The sequence below is a fragment of the Gallaecimonas xiamenensis 3-C-1 genome, from assembly GCF_000299915.1.
GTDB lineage: Bacteria > Pseudomonadota > Gammaproteobacteria > Enterobacterales > Gallaecimonadaceae > Gallaecimonas > Gallaecimonas xiamenensis.
This window is the reverse complement of sequence record NZ_AMRI01000008.1, coordinates 39996-59471: the sequence shown is the minus strand read 5'-3', so window position 1 is coordinate 59471 and position 19476 is coordinate 39996. Positions and strand designations below refer to the sequence as shown.

23 protein-coding genes are annotated in these 19476 nt (G+C 60.7%); 21 read left to right on the top strand and 2 right to left on the bottom strand.

The genetic code is table 11. The annotated features are described in order from the left end of the window. Positions 1-2: 2 nt before the first annotated feature. The 21 genes from fliM (at position 3) to B3C1_RS06950 (ending at position 18400) form a co-directional block, all read left to right on the top strand. Positions 3-1076 (top strand): flagellar motor switch protein FliM, encoded by a 1074-nt coding sequence (fliM, locus tag B3C1_RS07050; RefSeq protein ID WP_008483843.1) that lies wholly within the window; start codon positions 3-5, stop codon positions 1074-1076. After that, positions 1066-1455 carry a flagellar motor switch protein FliN gene (gene fliN / locus B3C1_RS07045; RefSeq protein ID WP_008483842.1) on the top strand — a complete coding sequence of 130 codons (390 nt, stop codon included), beginning with the start codon at positions 1066-1068 and terminating at the stop codon, positions 1453-1455. The genes fliM and fliN overlap by 11 nt, the downstream gene beginning before the upstream one ends. After that, positions 1452-1769 carry a flagellar biosynthetic protein FliO gene (locus B3C1_RS07040; RefSeq protein ID WP_008483841.1) on the top strand — a complete coding sequence of 106 codons (318 nt, stop codon included), beginning with the start codon at positions 1452-1454 and terminating at the stop codon, positions 1767-1769. The genes fliN and B3C1_RS07040 overlap by 4 nt, the downstream gene beginning before the upstream one ends. 8 nt (positions 1770-1777) lie before the next feature. After that, positions 1778-2509 carry a flagellar type III secretion system pore protein FliP gene (fliP, locus tag B3C1_RS07035; protein ID WP_035481410.1) on the top strand — a complete coding sequence of 244 codons (732 nt, stop codon included), beginning with the start codon at positions 1778-1780 and terminating at the stop codon, positions 2507-2509. After that, positions 2510-2779, top strand: coding sequence for a flagellar biosynthesis protein FliQ (gene fliQ, locus B3C1_RS07030; RefSeq protein ID WP_008483838.1), 270 nt, complete (start codon positions 2510-2512; stop codon positions 2777-2779). Next, positions 2776-3555, top strand: coding sequence for a flagellar biosynthetic protein FliR (gene fliR, locus B3C1_RS07025; protein ID WP_008483837.1), 780 nt, complete (start codon positions 2776-2778; stop codon positions 3553-3555). Before fliQ ends, fliR begins: the two co-directional genes overlap by 4 nt. After that, on the top strand, positions 3555-4688 hold the full coding sequence (gene flhB, locus B3C1_RS07020; protein WP_008483835.1) for a flagellar biosynthesis protein FlhB: 1134 nt from the start codon (positions 3555-3557) through the stop codon (positions 4686-4688). The genes fliR and flhB overlap by 1 nt, the downstream gene beginning before the upstream one ends. 83 nt (positions 4689-4771) lie before the next feature. After that, entirely contained in the window at positions 4772-6883 is a 2112-nt protein-coding gene (gene flhA / locus B3C1_RS07015; RefSeq protein WP_008483834.1) for a flagellar biosynthesis protein FlhA, read from the top strand. A 5-nt stretch (positions 6884-6888) separates the two neighbouring features. Continuing rightward, complete coding sequence (gene flhF / locus B3C1_RS07010) at positions 6889-8175, top strand: flagellar biosynthesis GTPase FlhF (RefSeq protein WP_008483833.1); 1287 nt, start codon at positions 6889-6891, stop codon at positions 8173-8175. A 31-nt stretch (positions 8176-8206) separates the two neighbouring features. Next, positions 8207-9079, top strand: coding sequence for a MinD/ParA family protein (locus tag B3C1_RS07005; protein ID WP_035481378.1), 873 nt, complete (start codon positions 8207-8209; stop codon positions 9077-9079). Beyond that, a complete protein-coding gene (locus B3C1_RS07000; RefSeq protein WP_008483831.1) occupies positions 9051-9791 on the top strand; it encodes an RNA polymerase sigma factor FliA in 741 nt (246 codons plus the stop codon). The genes B3C1_RS07005 and B3C1_RS07000 overlap by 29 nt, the downstream gene beginning before the upstream one ends. Positions 9792-9866: 75 nt before the next feature. Beyond that, positions 9867-10238, top strand: coding sequence for a chemotaxis response regulator CheY (gene cheY / locus B3C1_RS06995; protein WP_336391108.1), 372 nt, complete (start codon positions 9867-9869; stop codon positions 10236-10238). Between the two features lie 9 nt (positions 10239-10247). Then, positions 10248-10976 (top strand): protein phosphatase CheZ, encoded by a 729-nt coding sequence (locus B3C1_RS06990; RefSeq protein ID WP_008483829.1) that lies wholly within the window; start codon positions 10248-10250, stop codon positions 10974-10976. Between the two features lie 12 nt (positions 10977-10988). Next, positions 10989-13145, top strand: a complete 2157-nt coding sequence (locus tag B3C1_RS06985; protein ID WP_008483828.1) for a chemotaxis protein CheA — start codon at positions 10989-10991, stop codon at positions 13143-13145. A gap of 15 nt (positions 13146-13160) precedes the next feature. Beyond that, positions 13161-14273: a protein-glutamate methylesterase/protein-glutamine glutaminase gene (locus tag B3C1_RS06980; protein WP_008483825.1), complete on the top strand. Its 1113-nt coding sequence runs from the start codon at positions 13161-13163 to the stop codon at positions 14271-14273. Then, a complete protein-coding gene (locus B3C1_RS06975; RefSeq protein ID WP_008483824.1) occupies positions 14266-15009 on the top strand; it encodes a flagellar motor protein in 744 nt (247 codons plus the stop codon). Before B3C1_RS06980 ends, B3C1_RS06975 begins: the two co-directional genes overlap by 8 nt. Position 15010: 1 nt before the next feature. Continuing rightward, a complete protein-coding gene (locus B3C1_RS06970; RefSeq protein ID WP_008483823.1) occupies positions 15011-15925 on the top strand; it encodes a flagellar motor protein MotB in 915 nt (304 codons plus the stop codon). A gap of 15 nt (positions 15926-15940) precedes the next feature. Next, the gene (locus B3C1_RS06965; protein WP_008483822.1) at positions 15941-16714 is read left to right on the top strand and encodes a ParA family protein; all 774 of its coding nucleotides are present in this window, start codon (positions 15941-15943) and stop codon (positions 16712-16714) included. Then, positions 16711-17535 carry a chemotaxis protein CheW gene (locus B3C1_RS20435; protein WP_008483821.1) on the top strand — a complete coding sequence of 275 codons (825 nt, stop codon included), beginning with the start codon at positions 16711-16713 and terminating at the stop codon, positions 17533-17535. The genes B3C1_RS06965 and B3C1_RS20435 overlap by 4 nt, the downstream gene beginning before the upstream one ends. Next, the gene (locus B3C1_RS06955; RefSeq protein WP_008483820.1) at positions 17532-18023 is read left to right on the top strand and encodes a chemotaxis protein CheW; all 492 of its coding nucleotides are present in this window, start codon (positions 17532-17534) and stop codon (positions 18021-18023) included. Before B3C1_RS20435 ends, B3C1_RS06955 begins: the two co-directional genes overlap by 4 nt. Beyond that, positions 18023-18400, top strand: a complete 378-nt coding sequence (locus B3C1_RS06950; RefSeq protein WP_008483819.1) for a DUF2802 domain-containing protein — start codon at positions 18023-18025, stop codon at positions 18398-18400. The genes B3C1_RS06955 and B3C1_RS06950 overlap by 1 nt, the downstream gene beginning before the upstream one ends. 25 nt (positions 18401-18425) lie before the next feature. Here the strand turns inward: B3C1_RS06950 and B3C1_RS06945 are convergent, their stop codons facing one another. Beyond that, positions 18426-18728 (bottom strand): EscU/YscU/HrcU family type III secretion system export apparatus switch protein, encoded by a 303-nt coding sequence (locus B3C1_RS06945; RefSeq protein WP_008483818.1) that lies wholly within the window; start codon positions 18726-18728, stop codon positions 18426-18428. Continuing rightward, positions 18725-19474: a flagellar hook-length control protein FliK gene (locus B3C1_RS06940; protein WP_008483817.1), complete on the bottom strand. Its 750-nt coding sequence runs from the start codon at positions 19472-19474 to the stop codon at positions 18725-18727. Before B3C1_RS06940 ends, B3C1_RS06945 begins: the two co-directional genes overlap by 4 nt. Positions 19475-19476 lie beyond the last annotated feature (2 nt).

The following is a 19476-nucleotide window of genomic DNA, read 5'->3' as shown; positions in this document are numbered from 1 at the left end:
AGGTGACCGATCTGCTGTCACAAGACGAAATTGACGCCCTGCTGCATGGGGCGGATGACGTCGAAGAGGAAGTGCCCGGTCTGGAGGTAGAAGACGTATCCCAATACGACTTTTCCTCCCAGGACCGCATCGTCCGGGGCCGGATGCCGACCCTGGAGATCGTTAACGAGCGCTTCGCCCGTCATATGCGCATCAGCCTGTTCAACATGATGCGCCACCCGGCAGAGGTCTCCATCAACGGCGTACAGACCATGAAGTTCGGCGAGTACGTCCATACCCTGTTCGTACCCACCAGCTTGAACATGGTGCGTTTCAGGCCCCTCAAGGGAACGGCCCTTATCACCCTCGAAGCGCGCCTGGTGTTTATCCTGGTGGACAACTTCTTCGGTGGCGATGGCCGTTTTCACGCCAAGATTGAAGGGCGGGAGTTCACACCCACCGAGCGGCGCATCATCCAGATGCTGCTCAAACTGGTATTCGAGGATTACACCGAGGCCTGGGCCCCGGTGATGGACGTGGCCTTCGAGTACCTGGATTCTGAAGTGAACCCCACCATGGCCAACATCGTGTCGCCCACCGAGGTGATAGTGGTGTCGTCCTTCCATATCGAATTGGAAGGGGGCGGCGGCGATTTCCACATTGCCATGCCGTACTCCATGCTCGAGCCTATCCGCGAACTGCTCGATGCCGGTGTCCAGTCCGACAAGGAAGACACCGACCACCGCTGGTCCAAGGCGCTGCGAGACGAGCTGATGGACGTGCCTGTGGATGTCCGCGCCAAGCTGCTGGACACCCAGCTTAGCCTGCGCCAGATGATGGAATTGAAGGCCGGCGACATACTGGCGGTGGACATGCCGGAACACCTGACGCTGTTCGTTGAAGATCTGCCGACCTTCCGCGCCCAGATGGGGCGCAGCGGCGAAAAAGTGGCGGTCAAGGTGACCGAGAAGCTCAAACGCCCAAGGTCCGCCAAGGCGGAAATGCACAACATTACCCGGCGCGGGGTGCGCATTGACAACATCTCCGGGCTGGAAGAATTAGAAACCGATCTTGAAGGGGAAGTCGATGGTCTCTGAAGACGAACAAAAATTGGCCGACGAGTGGGCCGAGGCCATGGCCGAACAAGTCGAGCCGGAAGCCGTTGAACTGGAAGAGTTTAACGAAGATGATAAGGTGGAGCTGAGCGCCGAAGAAAAGCGCAAGCTGGACGCCATTTTGGATATTCCCGTCACTATTTCCATGGAAGTGGGGCGCTCCAAGATCACCATCCGCAACCTGCTGCAATTGAACCAGGGCTCGGTGGTGGAGCTGGACCGGGTGGCCGGTGAGCCGCTGGATGTGCTGGTCAACGGCACCCTTATTGCCCACGGCGAAGTGGTGGTGGTGAACGACAAGTTCGGTATCCGCCTGACCGACGTCATCAGCCAGCAGGAAAGGATCAAGAAACTCAAATGATGTCCTGGCTATATGGTGCGGCGAGCCTCGCTGCCGACCAAACCCCCATGGTCAATCCCACCGACAAGCTTGGCACCCTGGTGCTGAGCCTGGTGGGGGTGGTGGTACTGCTGGTGGGGCTCTTGTATTTCGCCCGGCGCCACATGCCCCAATTCAAGGCCGGCCCCATCAAGATAGTGGCCCAGCAACAACTGGGTGCCCGCTCCCGGCTGCTGCTGGTGGAAGTGGGCCAGGAACAGATGCTGATCTCGGTCAGCGGTACCGATGTTCGCCTGATCAAGGCCCTGGACAACCCAGTCAAGGAGAACGGGTGAAACGCTGGATGCTCTGGGGGCTGTTGCTGCTCCCCTGTTTGTCATTTGCCAATCCCATCATGCCCACCGGTGCCATGCCGGCGGTGACCGTCACCACAGGCCCGGACGGCGGCCAGGAATACAGCATCACCCTGCAGGTGTTGCTGTTGATGACCCTGCTGACCTTTATCCCTGCCATCTTGATGATGATGACCGCCTTCACCCGCATCGTGGTGGTGCTGGGCATACTGCGCCAGGCCCTGGGCTTGCAGCAGGTACCCAGCAACCAGGTGATACTGGGCATTTCCCTGTTCATGACCTTCTTTGTGATGAGCCCGGTGTTCGACAAGATATACAACGACGCCGTGCAGCCCTATGCCCGTGAGGAAATGACCTTCCAGCAGGCCCTGGACGAAGCCCAGAAGCCCCTCAAGGGCTTTATGCTCAAACAGACCCGGGAAACCGACGTCAAGACCTTTGCCGGTATGGCCGGTATCGACAGCTTCGACAGCCCCGATGCCATTCCCATGCGTATCCTGATCCCGGCTTTTGTCACCTCCGAGCTTAAAACCGCTTTCCAAATCGGCTTCATGCTCTTTATTCCGTTCCTGATCATCGATTTGGTGGTGGCCTCGGTACTGATGGCCATGGGTATGATGATGCTGTCACCGATGATCGTCTCCTTGCCGTTCAAGCTGATGCTGTTCGTGCTGGTGGACGGTTGGAACCTGATCTTGGGGACCCTGGCCAGGAGCTTCTAGATGACACCGGAACAGTTTGTTGATCTCTTCCGCGACGCCCTCTACCTGGTGCTGATCATGGTGGCCGCCATCATGATCCCCGGGCTTATCGTCGGCCTTATCGTGTCCATCTTCCAGGCGGCCACCTCCATCAACGAACAAACCCTGTCCTTCCTGCCCAGGCTCTTGGTGACCATTATCACCTTGATTGCCCTGGCCCACTGGCTGACCCGGCTGATGATGGATTACTTCTTCGAGCTGGTGCAGCAGATCCCCATGGTTCTGCAATGACCTTTTCCGTCGACCAGTTGCTCGACTGGCTCGCCGCCTATGCCTGGCCCTTTGTGCGCATCAGCGCCACCCTGACCGCCATGGTGGCCTTCGGCACCCAGTTGATGCCAAGGCGGGTCAGGGTGCTGTTGACCCTGGCCATAGCCCTGGTGGTGGTGCCCACCCTGCCACCCATGCCCAACGAGACCCTGTTTTCCATCAAGGGCATGCTGATCACCGGCCTGCAGGTGGTGGTGGGGCTGGCCATCGGCTTTATCACCCAGATGGTGATGCAGATCCTGGTGCTGGCCGGCTCCATTATCGCCATGCAGTCGTCCCTGGGCTTTGCCGCCATGGTCGACCCGGTGTCCGGGCAGCAGACCCCTGTGGTGTCCCAGCTGTTTCTGATGCTGGCCACCTTGCTGTTTTTTGCCTTGGATGGCCACCTGTGGTTGCTGCAGATGCTGCACATGAGTTTTTTCCTGGTGCCGGTGGGGGTGGACGGTATCCAACTGCCCAATTACCAGGTAATAAGCGGTTTTGGCACCACCCTCTTTGCCAGCGGCCTGTCTATGGCCATTGCCGAAGTCATCGCCCTACTGCTGATCAACATCACCTTCGGCTACATGACCCGAGCCGCGCCTCAGCTCAATATCTTTACCATCGGCTTTCCCATCATCATGTTGTCGGGATTGCTGTTCTTGTGGATCACCGCCGCCAACCTGCTGGATCATTTCATGCAGGCCTGGCGTGATGGCCAAGGGGCCATCTGCACGCTCTTAAGGACCAGTTGCTGATGGCCGAAGAGCAAGCAGGGGAACGCACAGAAGAGGCGACACCCAAACGAAAACAGCAGGCCAGGGAAAAAGGCCAGCTACCCCGCTCCAAAGACTTGGCCGGGGCCGTTGGGCTATTGGGAGGGGTGATCGCCCTGATGTGGTTCGGCACCTGGCTGGGCCAGAATCTGATGGGGGTGATGAATGCCTCCATGGACTTGCAGCGCGATACCCTCTTTGACTTTGACAAACTGCTCACCCACCTGGGGGGCGTGGTCTGGGGCGTACTGTGGCCGACCCTGCTGCTGCTGGGGGCCATGTTCCTGATGAGCCTGATAGGCTCGGTGCTGTTGGGGGGCTTTAACTTCTCCGGCCAGGCCATGGCCCCCAAGTTCAGCAAACTCAGCCCCCTGAACGGTTTCAAGCGGATGCTGGGTACCCAGGCCCTGGCAGAGCTGCTCAAATCCCTTGCCAAGTTTTTCGTTATCGGCGGCACCGCCTGGCTGCTGTTGGCTGGCGTCTTTGAAAGGGTGTTGGCCCTGGCCGGCGAACCGGTAGACGGCGCCATTATCGATGGCCTCAAGATCCTGCTGTGGCTGTGCCTGGCCCTCTGTACCCCCTATGTGATCATCGGTCTTATCGATGCCCCCTTCCAGCTGTGGCAATACAACAAGCAGCTGAAGATGACCAAGCAGGAGATCAAGGACGAGTACAAGGACGCCGAGGGTAAGCCCGAGGTGAAAAGCAAGATCCGCCGCATGCAGATGCAGATGGCCAGTCGCCGCATGATGGCCAAGGTGCCGGAAGCCGACGTCATCATCACCAACCCCACCCATTACGCCGTGGCCCTGCGCTACGACCAGAGCAAGGACAACGCCCCCACGCTGCTGGCCAAGGGGGTGGATGAAGTGGCCGCCCACATCCGTGACATTGGCAACGCCCACAACATCACCATGCTGCGCTCGCCCTTGTTGGCCAGAGCCCTGTATTACAACGGCGAGCTGGATAAACCCATCCCCGACGGCCTCTTTGTGGCGGTGGCCCAGGTACTGGCCTACGTCTACCAGCTGCGGCTGTGGAAGCGGGGCAGGGGCACCAGGCCCAAGGGCCTGCCTACCGAGGTGCCGGTACCGCCGGAATTCCGGCACTTCTAACCTAGCCTTTTGTTATTAAAAGTCTTTTTTAATTGGCCTGGACTTTGCTTGCCTGGCGCTATCCTCCTCTAGAGCGTCAAGGCATGGCTGTTGCGAACTGGCAAAATGTCCTTCTGAACATCAAATCCGCCAAGGGCTCCCTGGCCAAAGGGCTGGGGGCACCGCTGCTGGTATTGGCCACCCTGGCCATGGTGGTGCTGCCCATGCCACCTTTGCTGCTGGATGTGCTGTTTTCTTTCAATATTTCTTTGTCTCTGGTGGTATTGCTGGTCTGTATCTATGCCGGTAGGCCCCTGGATTTTGCCGCCTTCCCGACCGTGCTGCTGGTGGCCACCCTGCTGCGTCTGGCCTTGAACGTGGCCTCCACCCGGGTGGTGCTGCTCGAGGGCCATAACGGCGCCGGCGCCGCCGGCCAGGTGATCGAGTCCTTCGGCTCCGTGGTTATCGGCGGCAACTATGCCGTGGGCCTGGTGGTCTTTGCCATCCTTATCATCATCAACTTCGTGGTGGTCACCAAAGGTGCCGGCCGTATCTCAGAGGTGAGTGCCCGCTTTACCCTGGACGCCATGCCCGGTAAGCAGATGGCCATCGATGCCGATTTGAACGCCGGTATCATCAACCAGGACGAGGCCCGCAAGCGCCGTAAGGAAGTGACCAGCGAGGCCGACTTCTACGGGGCCATGGACGGTGCCTCCAAGTTCGTCAAAGGGGATGCCATCGCCGGTATCCTTATCCTCTTTATCAACGTCATCGGCGGCTTTGTGATTGGCATGGTCCAGCACAACCTGCAGTTCGGTGACGCCGTGCAGATCTATACCCTGCTCACCATAGGTGACGGCCTGGTAGCCCAGATCCCGTCACTGCTGTTGTCGGTGGCGGCCGCCATCATGGTCACCCGGGAAAATACCGACGGCGACATGGGCAGCCAGCTGCTGACCCAGATGTTCGACAGTCCCAAGGCCCTTTACATTGCTGCCGGCATCCTGGTGGTGATGGGCCTGGTGCCGGGCATGCCCCATTTTGCCTTCCTGCTGCTCGGTGCCCTTTGTGGCTACGGCGCCTGGTACCAGCACAAGCGGCGCCAGAAACAGGTGGCCGAGGCGGCTGCGGCACCACCGGCCAAGGCCGGGGAAGTGCTGCCTCCCGAACAGCGGGAGCTGGGCTGGGACGACGTGCAGCCGGTGGATACCATAGGCCTGGAAGTGGGTTATCGCCTGATCCCGCTGGTAGACAAGGCCCAGGGCGGCGAGCTGTTGTCGCGCATCAAGGGGGTGCGCAAGAAGCTCAGCCAGGACCTTGGCTTTTTGGTGCCGCCTGTGCATGTGCGTGACAACCTGGAACTGGAACCCAACACCTATCGCATCACCCTGATGGGGGTGGCGGTGGGGGAAGCCGATATTCGCGGCGATCGGGAGCTGGCCATCAACCCCGGCCAGGTCTTTGGCAAAGTCGACGGCATTCCCACCCTGGAGCCGGCTTTTGGCCTGGAAGCCTACTGGATCACCCCATCCCAGCGTGACCATGCCCAGAGCCTGGGCTATACCGTAGTGGACGCGGCCACGGTAGTGGCCACCCACTTGAGCCAGTTGTTGTCCAACAACGCGGCGCAGCTGCTGGGGCACGAGGAAGTGCAGAACCTGCTGGATATGCTGTCCAAGAAAACCCCGAAACTGGTGGAAGGCCTTATTCCGGACATCATGCCCCTGGGCATTTTGGTCAAGGTGCTTCAGAACCTGCTGCACGAAGGGGTACCCATTCGCGATATGCGTACCCTGGTGCAGACCATGGTGGAGTACGGGCCCAAGTCCCAGGATGCCGACGTGCTGACGGCCGCCGCCCGTATCGCCACCAAGCGCCTGCTGGTTCAAGAGATCTTCGGCAACACCACGGAACTGCCCGTCATAACTTTGTCACCAGAGTTGGAACAGATGTTGCATCAGACCCTGCAAGCCGGTGGCGAAAACGCCGGACTGGAGCCAGGCCTTGCCGAACGTCTGCAACAGTCTCTGGAAAACGCCGCCAATCAACAAGAAATGAATGGTCAGGCAGCGGTGCTGCTGACATCCGGGGTACTCCGTGGCTCCCTGGCCCGCTTCGTCAAATATTCGATACCGGGCTTGAGAGTGCTGTCTTACCAGGAAGTACCGGATGACAAGCAGATCCGTATTGTCAGCAGCGTCGGTAGCGGAGGCTAAGGCCAGTGAAAATCCATCGCTTTTTTGCCAAAGACATGCGTACCGCCTTGGCCGAGGTCAAGGACACCCTGGGGTTGGACGCCGTGATCCTGTCCAACACCAAGGTCAATGGTGGTATCGAGATCGTGGCCGCCGTGGATACCGAGCGCAGCCTGCAAGAGTCCCCTGTACGCAGCAGCCGGATCGGCGAACGTGAATTACCTGAAGACAGGGTCACCCTGTCTGCCGGCCCCCAGCGCCAGGCCTTTGTGTCCGAACCCCGGCGTAAAACCGCCCCGGTGATGAACTGGGACTGGCAGGCCAAAGAGCAGGAAAGCCGTGCCGGCAGCCTGCCCGAATGGTCCCGCAATTTTGCCAAGCACAGCCCGGCGCCTGAAGGCGAGTCTTTCCAGGCCGAGACCGTCAAGAAGGTGACGCTCAACGAGCTGTCAGACGAAGTGCAAAGCCTGCGCGAGCTGCTGGAACACCAGCTGTCCGGTTTGCGCCATGACGTCAAGGCCCGCCGCCAGCCGGTGCGGACCCTGCTGGAAGAACGCCTGGTGAACATGGGCTTCCCGGCGGCGCTGGCCGAAGAGCTGGTGGCGCCCATGCCCGAAGCCCTGGGAGCCAACGACGGTTGGAAATGGGTAAGGGTGCAGCTGAAAAAGCGCATCCATACCACTGAAAACAGCATTTTGCGTAAAGGCGGTGTGGTGGCCATGATGGGCCCCACCGGGGTCGGCAAGACCACCACCATCGCCAAATTGGCCGCCCACTATGCCCTTAAGCATGGTGCCGACGAAGTGGCCCTGGTCAGTACCGACACCTACCGTATCGGTGCCCACGACCAGTTGGCCACCTACGGGCGCATCATCGGCTGCCCGGTCAAGGTGGCCAAAGACGCCGAAGAATTGGAAGACGTGCTGTATCAACTGCGTAACCGCTCTTTGGTACTGATTGATACCGCCGGCCTTGGCCAGCGTGACTTGCGCCTGAGCCAGCAGCTGACCACCCTGGTGCAGGCCGGGCAGGTGCCCATACAGCGTTACCTGGTATTGTCGGCCACCAGCCAGATGCGGGTGCTCAGCGACGCCGTGAACCGTTTTTCTCAGGTGCCTTTGGACGGCCTGGTACTGACCAAGCTGGACGAGACCCTGAGTCTGGGCGAAGCCTTGGGCTTGGCCATACAAAATGCCCTGCCGATCGGGTATCTTACGGACGGTCAACGCGTCCCAGAGGATCTGCAGGTAGCGCAACAGGACAACCTGCTTGAGCGTGCTCTGGCACTTTTTGTGGGCGGGGCCGCAGCTTGAGCTGTGGCGACAAGTAAAATAAGGAACACCCATGGATCAAGCGAGCGGCTTGAGGCAAATGAAGCGCCAAAGCATTACCAAAGTGGTAGCCGTGACCGGCGGTAAAGGCGGTGTCGGCAAGACCAACGTCTCTATCAATACCGCAGCAGCCCTGGCCCAGGCCGGGCAGCGGGTACTGCTGTTGGATGCCGACCTGGGCCTGGCCAACGTTGACGTACTGTTGGGCCTGCGGGTCCAAAAGAACCTGTCCCACGTGTTGGCCGGCGAGTGCGAACTAAAAGACGTACTGCTGGAAGGGCCTGGCGGCTTCAAGATAGTGCCTGCTACCTCCGGCACCCAGTCCATGGTGGAACTGACCCCGGCCGAGCACGCCAGCCTGATCCGCGCCTTTAGCGAGCTGGATGAAGAGTTCGATGTGCTTATCATCGATACCGCCGCCGGTATCTCGGACATGGTGCTGAGCTTCTCGCGGGCCGCCCAGGACGTGATGGTGGTAGTGTGCGACGAGCCCACCTCCATCACAGACGCCTACGCCCTTATCAAGATCCTGTCCCGCGATTTTGGCCTCTTTCGCTTCAAGATCGTCGCCAACATGGTGCGCAGCCTCAAAGAAGGCCAGGAACTCTTTACTAAGCTTTCCCGGGTGACGGACCGTTTTCTTGATGTGGCCCTGGAACTGGTGGGCACAGTCCCCTTCGATGAACATGTACGCCAGGCAGTGCGCAAGCAGAAGCTGGTGGTGGACGTCTTTCCCCGGGCACCGGCCTCGGTGGCCTTCAAGGCCCTGGCCTCCAAGGTCATGACCTGGCCTATTCCCAGCCGTCCGGGCGGGCACGTTGAATTTTTCCTAGAGCAATTGATCGGCGACAAATCTCATGTCGGGAGCGAGCAAGATACTGAATAAGAATCCCTATGGTGAGCAGCGGGAAAGCCAACTGGTTGCCCGCCATGCCGAACTGGTTCGGCGTATTGCCCACCATTTGCTGATGCGCCTGCCCCCCTCGGTGCAGCTGGATGATCTTATCCAGGCCGGGATGATGGGGCTTATTGAAGCGTCGCGTAACTTCGACGGTTCAAAAGGCGCCAGCTTCGAAACCTACGCCGGTATCCGCATCCGTGGCGCCATGCTGGATGAAATCCGCCGAGGCGACTGGGTGCCGCGCAGCGTGCACCGCAACGCCAGGGCCATCAGCGACGCCATCGGTGAAGTGGAGCGGGAAACGGGCCAGGAGGCCCGAGACCTGGAAGTGGCCAGCAAGCTCAACGTCAGTGTCGACGACTACCACAAGATGCTCAACGACGTGAACTGTGGCCGCCTGGTGGCCATGGAAGACTTGGGTGTCAGTGATGATATCCTGGCGCCCGACGACTCCCAGCGCCCGGACTTGCACCACCACAAAGGCCGTTTCCAACAGGAATTGGCCGAGGCTCTGAAAAAACTCCCTGAGCGTGAAGCCATAGTGCTGTCGCTTTATTACGAAGAGGAACTCAACCTCAAGGAGATTGGCGCCGTTTTAGGTGTGAGTGAATCACGGGTTTGCCAGATCCATGGCCAGGCCATGTCCCGCCTTAAAGGGCGGTTGATGGAATGGCATCAGGACAGCAACATTATTTAAGTAATGGTCAACAGCGCCGATACAGATTCAGCTAAGGCAGCTTAGGCTTCGTTGGAGGAAGCATTGGACAAGAACATGAAGATCCTCATCGTGGACGACTTTTCCACGATGCGCCGTATCATCAAGAACCTCATGCGCGATCTGGGCTTCAACAACTGTCATGAAGCTGATGATGGCAACACGGCTTTGCCGATGCTGCAAAACGGTGATTTCGACTTCGTCATCACCGACTGGAACATGCCTGGCATGCAGGGGATTGACCTTCTCAAGGCCATTCGTAACGATGACAAACTCAAGCACCTGCCGGTGCTGATGGTCACCGCCGAAGCCAAACGTGAACAGATCATCACGGCCGCTCAGGCCGGGGTTAACGGTTACGTTGTCAAACCCTTTACTGCCGCCACCCTCAAAGAAAAACTCGACAAGATCTTTGAGCGGATGGGTTAAGGAAGGTCCATGACTGAGCGCCAAAAAACCGCCATCACCCTGGAGCAGGCCAGACAACTGGTTGCCTACCTGGAGGCGGGCCAGGAACAAGAGGCCGAAGCGGTGCTTCGGGAGATGGCGGTCGCCGCCAACACAGAACTCTTTTCCCAGGTGGGCAAGCTGACCCGGGAATTGCACAGCTCCCTGTTGGAGTTCCAGCAAGACCCTAGGCTGGCCACGTTGGCGACTCAGGACATTCCCGATGCCAAGGACAGGTTGATGCATGTCATCACCATGACCGAATCGGCCGCCAACACCACCATGGACGCCGTTGAGTCCTGCCTGCCGGTCACCGACCGGCTGGTAGAAACCATCGACGGCATGACCCCGGCCTGGCGGCGGCTGATGGAGCGGGAGATGAGGGTAGGCGAGTTCAAGACCCTGGTCCATGAACTCGACGCCTTTTTGGCCAATTCCAAAGTGGAGGCCGACCAGTTGCGTAACTCCCTGACCGAGGTGCTGATGGCCCAGGGTTATCAGGATCTTACCGGCCAGATCATCCGCCGGGTGATCGAACTGGTACGGGAAGTGGAAGAGCGGCTGGTGAGCCTGGTGGCCATGTTCGGCCAAACCCAGGCGGCGCCGGAGCGCAAATCCGGCACCGAAGCCGAAGGCCCCATCCTCAATCCCGAGCTGCGGGACGATGTGGTCAAAGGGCAGGACGACGTGGACGACCTGCTGTCCAGTTTGGGTTTCTAAAGGAGCTGATTGATGAGCTTCGAGTTGGACGAAGACATCCTGCAGGACTTTCTGGTCGAGGCCGGAGAGATCCTGGAACTACTCTCAGAGCAGCTGGTGGAGCTGGAAAAGCGCCCCCAAGACAGTGATCTGCTCAACGCCATCTTCCGTGGCTTCCATACCGTCAAAGGCGGCGCAGGCTTTTTGGGCCTGGCCAACCTGGTGGACGTTTGCCACGGTGCCGAGAACGTCTTCGACCTGCTGCGCAATCATCAGCGCCAGGTAAATGCCGAACTGATGGATGTGGTGCTGTCCGCTCTGGACACCATCAATGAGATGTTTACCCAGATCCAGGACCGCATCATTCCTGGCCCTGCCGACCAGCAGCTGCTGGACGATCTGCATCGCATTTGCGACGACAATTACAGCCCGGCTGCCTCAGCAGAGGCGGCCAGCACTGCGGCCGAGCCCGAAGTGGCACCGGCCCAGGAGCCCATTGCCGAAGTGTCAGAAGCGGGCAACGGCGGCGGCATAGACGAAATCACCGACGACGAATTCGAACGTCTGCTCGACGAGCTGCACGGCACCAGTAAGGGCCCCTCCACCGACGTGGTAGCCGAAGCGCCAGCAGCCCCTGTTGCCGCTGCCCCGGCCGCTAACGGTGACGAGATCACCGACGACGAATTTGAAGCGCTGCTGGACCAGCTTCATGGCAAGGGCCAGTTCACCGGTGCCGTTGACGAACCCGAGGCACCCAAAGCCGAGGCTCCCAAGGCTGCTGGTGACGCGCCCAAAACCGAGGCGCCGGCCGGTAAAGACAAAGAGCTTATCCAGGACGACGAATTCGAAGCCCTGCTCGATGAGCTGCACGGCAAAGGCAAGGGGCCCTCTGTGGAAGGGGCTGCCCCGGTGCCTGCGCCCAAGGCCAGCGCCCCAGCGCCCAAGGCTGCCCAGCCGGCACCGGCCCCTGGCAGTAATGCCCAAGCCAGTGCCCCGGCAGCGGCCCCCGCCGCCCAGGCCGAGACCACGGTCCGGGTCGACACCAAGAAGCTCGACGAAATCATGAACATGGTTGGCGAGCTGGTGCTGGTGCGTAACCGCCTGCTGTCCATCGGCCTCAATGCCGATGATGACGAGCTGTCCAAGGCCGTGGCCAACCTGGATGTGGTGACTGGTGACCTGCAAGGCGCCGTGATGCAGACCCGGATGCAGCCCATCAAGAAGGTCTTTGGCCGCTTCCCCCGGGTGGTGCGCGACCTGGCCCGCAGCCTGAAAAAAGACATCAACCTCGAACTGGTTGGTGAAGAGACCGATCTGGACAAAAACCTGGTAGAGGCCCTGGCCGATCCCCTGGTCCACCTGGTGCGTAACGCCGTCGACCACGGTGTCGAAATGCCTGAAGACCGGGTCAAGAAGGGCAAGTCTCGCACCGGTACCATAGTGCTGTCCGCCAGCCAGGAAGGGGATCACATACTGCTGTCCATCACCGACGATGGCGCCGGTATGGACCCGGAAAGGCTCAAGTCCATCGCCATCGACCGTGGGGTCATGGACGCCGATGCCGCCGGTCGCCTGTCCGACGAAGAAGCCTACAACCTGATTTTTGCCCCGGGTTTCTCCACCAAGAAGGAGATCTCCGATATCTCCGGCCGTGGTGTGGGCATGGACGTGGTCAAAACTAAGATCAGCCAGCTCAACGGCTCGGTACACATCGATTCTTCCCTGGGTGAAGGTACCCGCCTGACCATCAAGGTGCCTTTGACCCTGGCCATACTGCCGACCCTGATGGTGTTGGTGGGCAAGCAGACCTTTGCCTTCCCCCTGGCCACCGTCAACGAGATCTTCCACCTGGATCTGTCCCAGACCAACGTGGTGGACGGCCAGCTCACCGTCATCGTCCGGGAAAAAGCGATACCGCTTTTCTACCTGGACCATTGGCTGGTGCGGGGCGGCTCCCGCCGCGAACGCCGCAAGGGCCAGGGCCATGTGGTTATCATCCAGCAGGGCACCCTGCAGGTGGGCTTCGTGGTGGATGGCCTGATCGGCCAGGAAGAAGTGGTGATCAAGCCGCTGGGGCAGATGCTGCAAGGCACCCCTGGCATGGCAGGGGCCACCATCACTTCCGACGGCGGCATTGCCCTGATATTGGATGTTCCGGCACTATTAAAACGCTACGCCCGTAAGATGTAAGGGGATTACCCAGCTATGCCGATTCGCGTTTTGGTGGTAGATGACTCCAGCTTTTTCCGCCGCCGGGTGTCCGAGATCCTTGAATCGGACGCCGGTGTGCAGGTCATCGACACTGCCATCAACGGTAAGGACGCCGTTCAAAAGGCCAAAGATTTGCGGCCTGACGTGATCACCATGGATATCGAGATGCCTGTTATGGACGGCATCTCGGCGGTCCGCGAGATCATGCTTGCCAATCCCACCCCCATATTGATGTTCTCCTCTTTGACCCATGATGGCGCCAAGGCCACTCTTGATGCCTTGGATGCCGGCGCCCTGGACTTTTTGCCCAAGCGTTTCGAGGACATCGCTAAGGACCGCAACGACGCCGTCGCTACCTTGCTGACCCGGGTTAAGACCCTGGCTAATCGCCGAGGCCTTAGCCTGATCAAGGCCCGCCAGCTGCGCAGCGCCTCGACGCCGACCATTGCCAAGCCGGAACCGGCCCCGGCGCCGCTCCGTTCCGAACACAGCAGGGAAAGCGCAGCGCCGCCGCCAAGGCGCCGCCGCTCCACCCCCTACAAGCTGCTGGCCATCGGTTGCTCCACCGGCGGCCCGGTGGCATTGCAGCAGATCCTTACCCGCCTGCCGGGTAACTTTCCGCTGCCCATCATCCTTATCCAGCACATGCCGGGCACCTTTACCTCGGCCTTTGCTCAGCGCCTCAACGGCCTTTGCCAGATCACCGTCAAGGAAGCCGAGAACGGCGACCGGCTCCAGGCCGGTACCGCATACCTGGCGCCGGGCGGCAAACAGATGCTGGTGGAAGGTGCCGCCAGTGCCATGCGCCTGAAGGTGACCGAAGGCCCAGAATCCCTGGTCTACAAGCCGTCCGTTGACATCACCTTTGCCTCCGCCGCCAAGGTCACCGGCGACGTCTTGTCGGTGATCCTCACCGGCATGGGGGCCGATGGCCGCGACGGCTCGCGCCTGCTCAAGGCCCAGGGTGCCACCCTTTTTGCCCAGGACGAAGCCAGCTGCGTGGTCTACGGCATGCCCCAGGCGGTGACCGCCGCCGGCTTGACCGACGAGTCCATCAGCCTGGAGCGCATCGCCGGGCGTATCCTGGCCGAGATAGGTCATGGATAGGTTAGCCCTGCCGGCAGTGCTGCTGGGCCTGGGAGTGATAGCCCTGGCCCTCTGGCTCGAAGGCGGCCACCTGCAAAGCCTGATGAACGGCCCGGCAGTGCTGATCGTGGTGGGCGGTTCCTTTATTGCCACCCTGGTGCAAAGCCCCTGGGGCCGTTTTACCCGCTGGCTGGACTTGTGCCGCTGGCTGGTAACGCCGCCCCGTCAGGATCTTGACGCCCTGTCGGACAACCTCCAGTACTGGAGCCAGCAGTGCCGTAACCAGGGCCTGCTGGCCCTGGAAAACGCCTCTGAGAGTTACCCCGAACCCTTTGTGCGCAAAGGCTTGCAGTTGCTGGTGGACGGTGCGCCGCCAGAGCAGATCCGCGAGATGCTGGAAAGCGATCTCTATCTGCAACAGGACAGTGACTACAAGGCGGCCGACGTGTTCCAGATGATGGGTGGCTATGCCCCCACCATGGGCATTCTTGGCGCCGTGCTGGGGCTTATCCAGGCCATGGGCCAACTGACCAACCCCGAAGCCCTGGGCGCCGGTATCGCCACTGCCTTTGTGGCCACCATCTACGGGGTGGGCTTTGCCAACCTGATTTTCCTGCCCCTGGGTGGCCGCCTGCATGCCCTTATCGATGCCCGCAGCCGTTACCAGGAAGCGGCCATTGTTGGCCTGATGTCCTTAGGGCTTGGTGAGCACCCGGCCAAGGTGGCCATGAAGCTGCACAGCTACAAGGCTCACTGACATGTACCGCTACCGGCGCCAACACAAGGTTCGCCATAAAGACAACGGCGACCGCTGGCTGGTGTCCTATGCCGATTACATGACCCTGATGTTTGCGCTGTTCGTGGTGCTCTACGCCTTTGTGCTTTTGGAAAAAGACGAATTCCAGGATGTGGTGGCCAAGCTGGAAGATGCTGTACAAGGCGTCGCCAAACCCCGCCAGCAAGAAAGCCACTCCAAAGACGGCCAAAGCGAGCAAGTCGCCGGCCACAGCATATTGCCTGACGGCGCCGGACTCTTGGATGGGGGCGCCCTGCTCAATGCCGAGGGCAACGCCAAACAGGCCGCCGATGAAGGCCTGCTGGCCGACCAGCCGGACACCCAAAAAGGCATGCCCCTGCCGGAACTGGCCGAAAAGCTGGCCCAGGCCCTCAAAAGCGACAACAACCTGACCGGTGCCCGTATGCACCTGGGGGAAGACTGGTTAACTCTGGAGTTGCCGGACGACCTGCTTTTCTCTCGGGCCAGTGCCACCTTGCAGAAACCGGCACGGGACTTGCTTTCTTCCCTTGCTCCGGCGCTGAAAAGCGCCAACAACTACATCAGGGTGCGGGGCTACACCGATAGCACCCCTATTGAGGACCCACTGTTCCCGTCCAACTGGGAACTGTCGGCAGCCCGGGCGGCAGCCGTACTGCGGGAATTGGTAGGGCAGGGGGTTGAAGCGCCCCGCCTGGCACTGGAAGGCTACGGCGCCTTCGGTCAGGACCAGGGGCTTAGCGAAGCGGATAAACGCCGGGTGGTGCTGGCCCTGTCGGTCTATGGCTGGAAAAAGCCCAAGCCTTTGCCCACCAAACCCCTGGAAGAGGCGCCCCAGCTACGTGAAGTCAGCCTGCCGGGAGGCGGTATCCGCATTACAACCCGCCAGGACAATTAAGGCGATGAGGACAGCGTGAATATCTGGACCGTTGCAAACCAGAAAGGTGGTGTCGGCAAGACCACCACCACCGTCACCCTGGGGGCCCTACTGGCCGCCCGGGGCGAGCCCGTGCTCCTTATCGACATGGACCCCCACGCCTCGTTGACCAGCTATTTCGACCGTACCCCCGAAGAGCTGCAGGCCACTTTGTTTGACCTGATGTCGGCCCAGAAGCTGACCCCGGGCCTTATCGATAGCGCCACCCTGGACCTTGGCAACAATCTCTATATGTGGCCGGCGGCCATGGAACTGGCCACCCTCGACCGCCAGCTTGGCACCCGCGAGGGCCTTGGCCTGCTGCTCAAGCAGCTGCTGGAAAAGCTCGACGGTCTCTACGCCCATGTGCTGATCGACTGCCCGCCGGTACTGGGCGTGCTGATGGTCAACGCCCTGGCTGCCTGCCAGCGGGTGTTGGTGCCGGTACAAACCGAGTTTTTGGCCATCAAGGGGCTGGAGCGGATGCTGCGCACCCTGTCGATGATGGAAAAGTCCCTCAAAGGGGCACGCCAGGTCACCATAGTGCCGACCATGTTCGACAAGCGCACCCGGGCCTCCCTCGAAGCCCTCCAGGAGTTACGCGAGGAATTTGGCGACAAGGTCTGGCAAGGCATGGTGCCGGTGGACACCAAGTTCCGTGACGCCAGCCGCAGCCATGTGCCCTTGCCCTTGCTGATGCCCCAGGCCAGGGGGGTTTTCGCCTACGAAAAACTCCTTGAGACCTTGCTGCCCACCGAGGTGAACGCATGAGCCTGATGGACGATTACTTTGCCGCCCTGTTGGCCGATCCTGAGGTCAAGGGGGCGCCGCAGCCGGCCCCGGCAGTCAAGGCCGACGACAAGCCCGGCCGGCCCCTGGCAGAACGACCGGCCCCGACCAGTGATGACAAGGCGGCCCTGACCAAACTGCTGGCACAGGTGCGCACCGCCCAGGCCGAAGAGGAAGCGGCCAAGGTCGCTGTTGAAGCCAAGGCCGAAGCTCCGGCCCCTGTAGCCCCCCCAGCCCCGGTCGACGTCGTTAAGGCGCCGCCAGCGCCGGCGCAGGAAGTACCGGCCGAACCCGCAGCTGCCATCGCCGCCGAGGCCAAGGCCGAACCGGTGCGTCCCGAGGGCAGCTTCCAGGTGTTGCTGTTCGACGTGGACGGCCTGGAACTGGCGGTGCCTTTGGATAGCCTCGGCGGCATCCACCAGCTCACCGAGGTGTCGCCCCTTTTTGGCAAACCGGACTGGTTCAAGGGCATCATGCTGCACCGCAATCAGAAAATTCGCGTGGTGGATACCGCACGCTGGGTAATGCCGGATAAAATCAAACATCAAGAAAACGACCAAAATTACCGATATCTGGTTATGTTGGGTGACAGTCCCTGGGGACTGGCCTGTCAGAGCCTGGTTCGAACCGAAAAGATCGATAGCGCCTCGGTCCGGTGGCGCCAAGGGGCCAGTAAACGCCCCTGGCTTGCCGGCATGGTCAAGGAACGCATGTGTGCACTGCTGGATGTAGAAGCCCTTTTGGGTATGCTCGACAAGGGCCTGGGCGGTCTGGATCTGGAAGACAATAAGGGTAAGGCATGAGCAATAAGCAAAAGCTGGCGAAAGTGGCGGAAGCCAACGATCAAATCCTGCAGTGGGTAACCTTCCAGCTGGATAACGAGACCTACGGCATAAACGTGATGCAGGTCCAGGAAGTGCTGCGTTATACCGATATCGCACCGGTACCCGGCGCGCCGGACTATGTGTTGGGCATCATCAACCTGCGTGGCAACGTGGTGACCGTTATCGACACCCGTTCCCGTTTTGGCCTGCCGCCCTCCGAGGTGAGCGACCAGTCCCGCATCGTCATCATCGAGGCGGAGAAGGAAGTGATCGGTATCCTGGTGGATGCGGTGGCCGAAGTGGTCTACCTCAAACGCTCCGACATCGAAGTGGCGCCCAATGTGGGCACCGAGGAGAGCGCCAAGTTTATCCAAGGCGTCTCCAACCGCGATGGCGAGCTGCTGATCCTGGTGGATCTCAACAAAATGCTCACCGATGAAGAGTGGGACGAGATCATGAGCCTGTGATGGAACTGACCAGCCTATTGCAGCTGGCGCTGCTGTTGTTGTTAGTGCTGGTGGTTGCCTTGCTGTACCGCCGTCAAACCCTGCTGGTTGCCAGGGTGGCCGACCTGGAAGACAGGCTGGCCGACCGCGAGCAGCTGCTGCACGAGGTGCACTCCGGTGCCCTGGGTATGGGCCAGCGCCTGTTGGCCCTGGCCGGCGACGTGGAGCGCCTGCAAGGCACCCAGGACGAGCTCAAGAATGTCGACCCCCAAAGTAAGCTCTACAGCCGGGCCGCCAAGATGGTGTCCCTGGGCGCCGATATCGACGAGCTGATGCGCGAATGCGAACTGCCCCGAGCTGAAGCCGAGCTGCTCTACAACCTGCACAAACGTCCATGAAAAAAGGCCCCGAACGGGGCCTTTTTTATGCCTTGGCGCTGATCCCCCCCTGGGGAGTACGCCAGTAGTCGGGCTCCTTGCCCATCAGCAACCAGGCATAGGCGATAAGCTCGGCGACGATTTGATAAAGCTCGGCCGGGATCTCTTCCCCTTGTTCCAGGCGCAGCAGGCTGTGCAACAGGGCCTGGTCCTCATGCACCAACAATCCCTTGTCCCTGGCATCGGCCACCAGTTGCCTGGCCTCGTCGCCACTCAGCTTAAAATCCAGTTTCGGCGGGCTCTGGCCGTCGTATGAGAGCCCTACGGCCTTGTCGTTTTCCATGGTCATACCAATTCGTTTATCCCCCCCACCGGGGGCATGAGGCGGCTGGGCACCTTGCCCTGGAAGCTGTGCAGGGCGGGGCTGAGGTTGAGGCTGTCCAGGCGTTTGGCCAGGCGCGGCAAGGTGTCGTCCACCCGGGCCTTGAGGGCAGGGGTGTCGGCGTAGAAACGCACTTGGCTCACCCCGGCCTTGACCAGCAACCGGCCAAGCTCGGGAATGGGGAACAGCAGGGTCAGCACCGGCTCTTCCTGGCGCTTTGGGTCCTGGCTGGCGCTCTTGGGCCAGGCCAGTTCCAGCCAGTCTTCGCTAAAGGGCAGGGGCAGGGCCCAAAACAGGGTGTCCTGACGCGACTGCACCTGGGCTTGTTCCAGGCGGCCAAGGCCTTCGCTGAGGGTCTTGCGTGCTTCGCTGCCCAGACTGTCCAGAAAACGGGCCAGGGGTTCGGGTAAGGGCATACGGGCGTCTTGCAAACGGGCGCCCACTGCCGCCAGCAACCATTGGCGCAACCCCTGGTGCTGGCCCTTGTCCGGCAGCAGCAGGCTTGAGAGCAGGGTCGGCAAGCTGTCCAGCCCCAAGGGCGGCAACTGGCGGCTAAGGGCGGCGCCGCTGGGGCTTGGCAGGGTCAAACCCAGGGCCAGGCGGGCGGCCTGGGCGTAAACCTGGGGGGCCAGTGGCTCGGTTTTTAACGGCGCTTGGGCCTGGCCGGTGGCGGCCTTGGGGGCCGTGGGTAACTGTGGTGGGGTGACTTTCATCC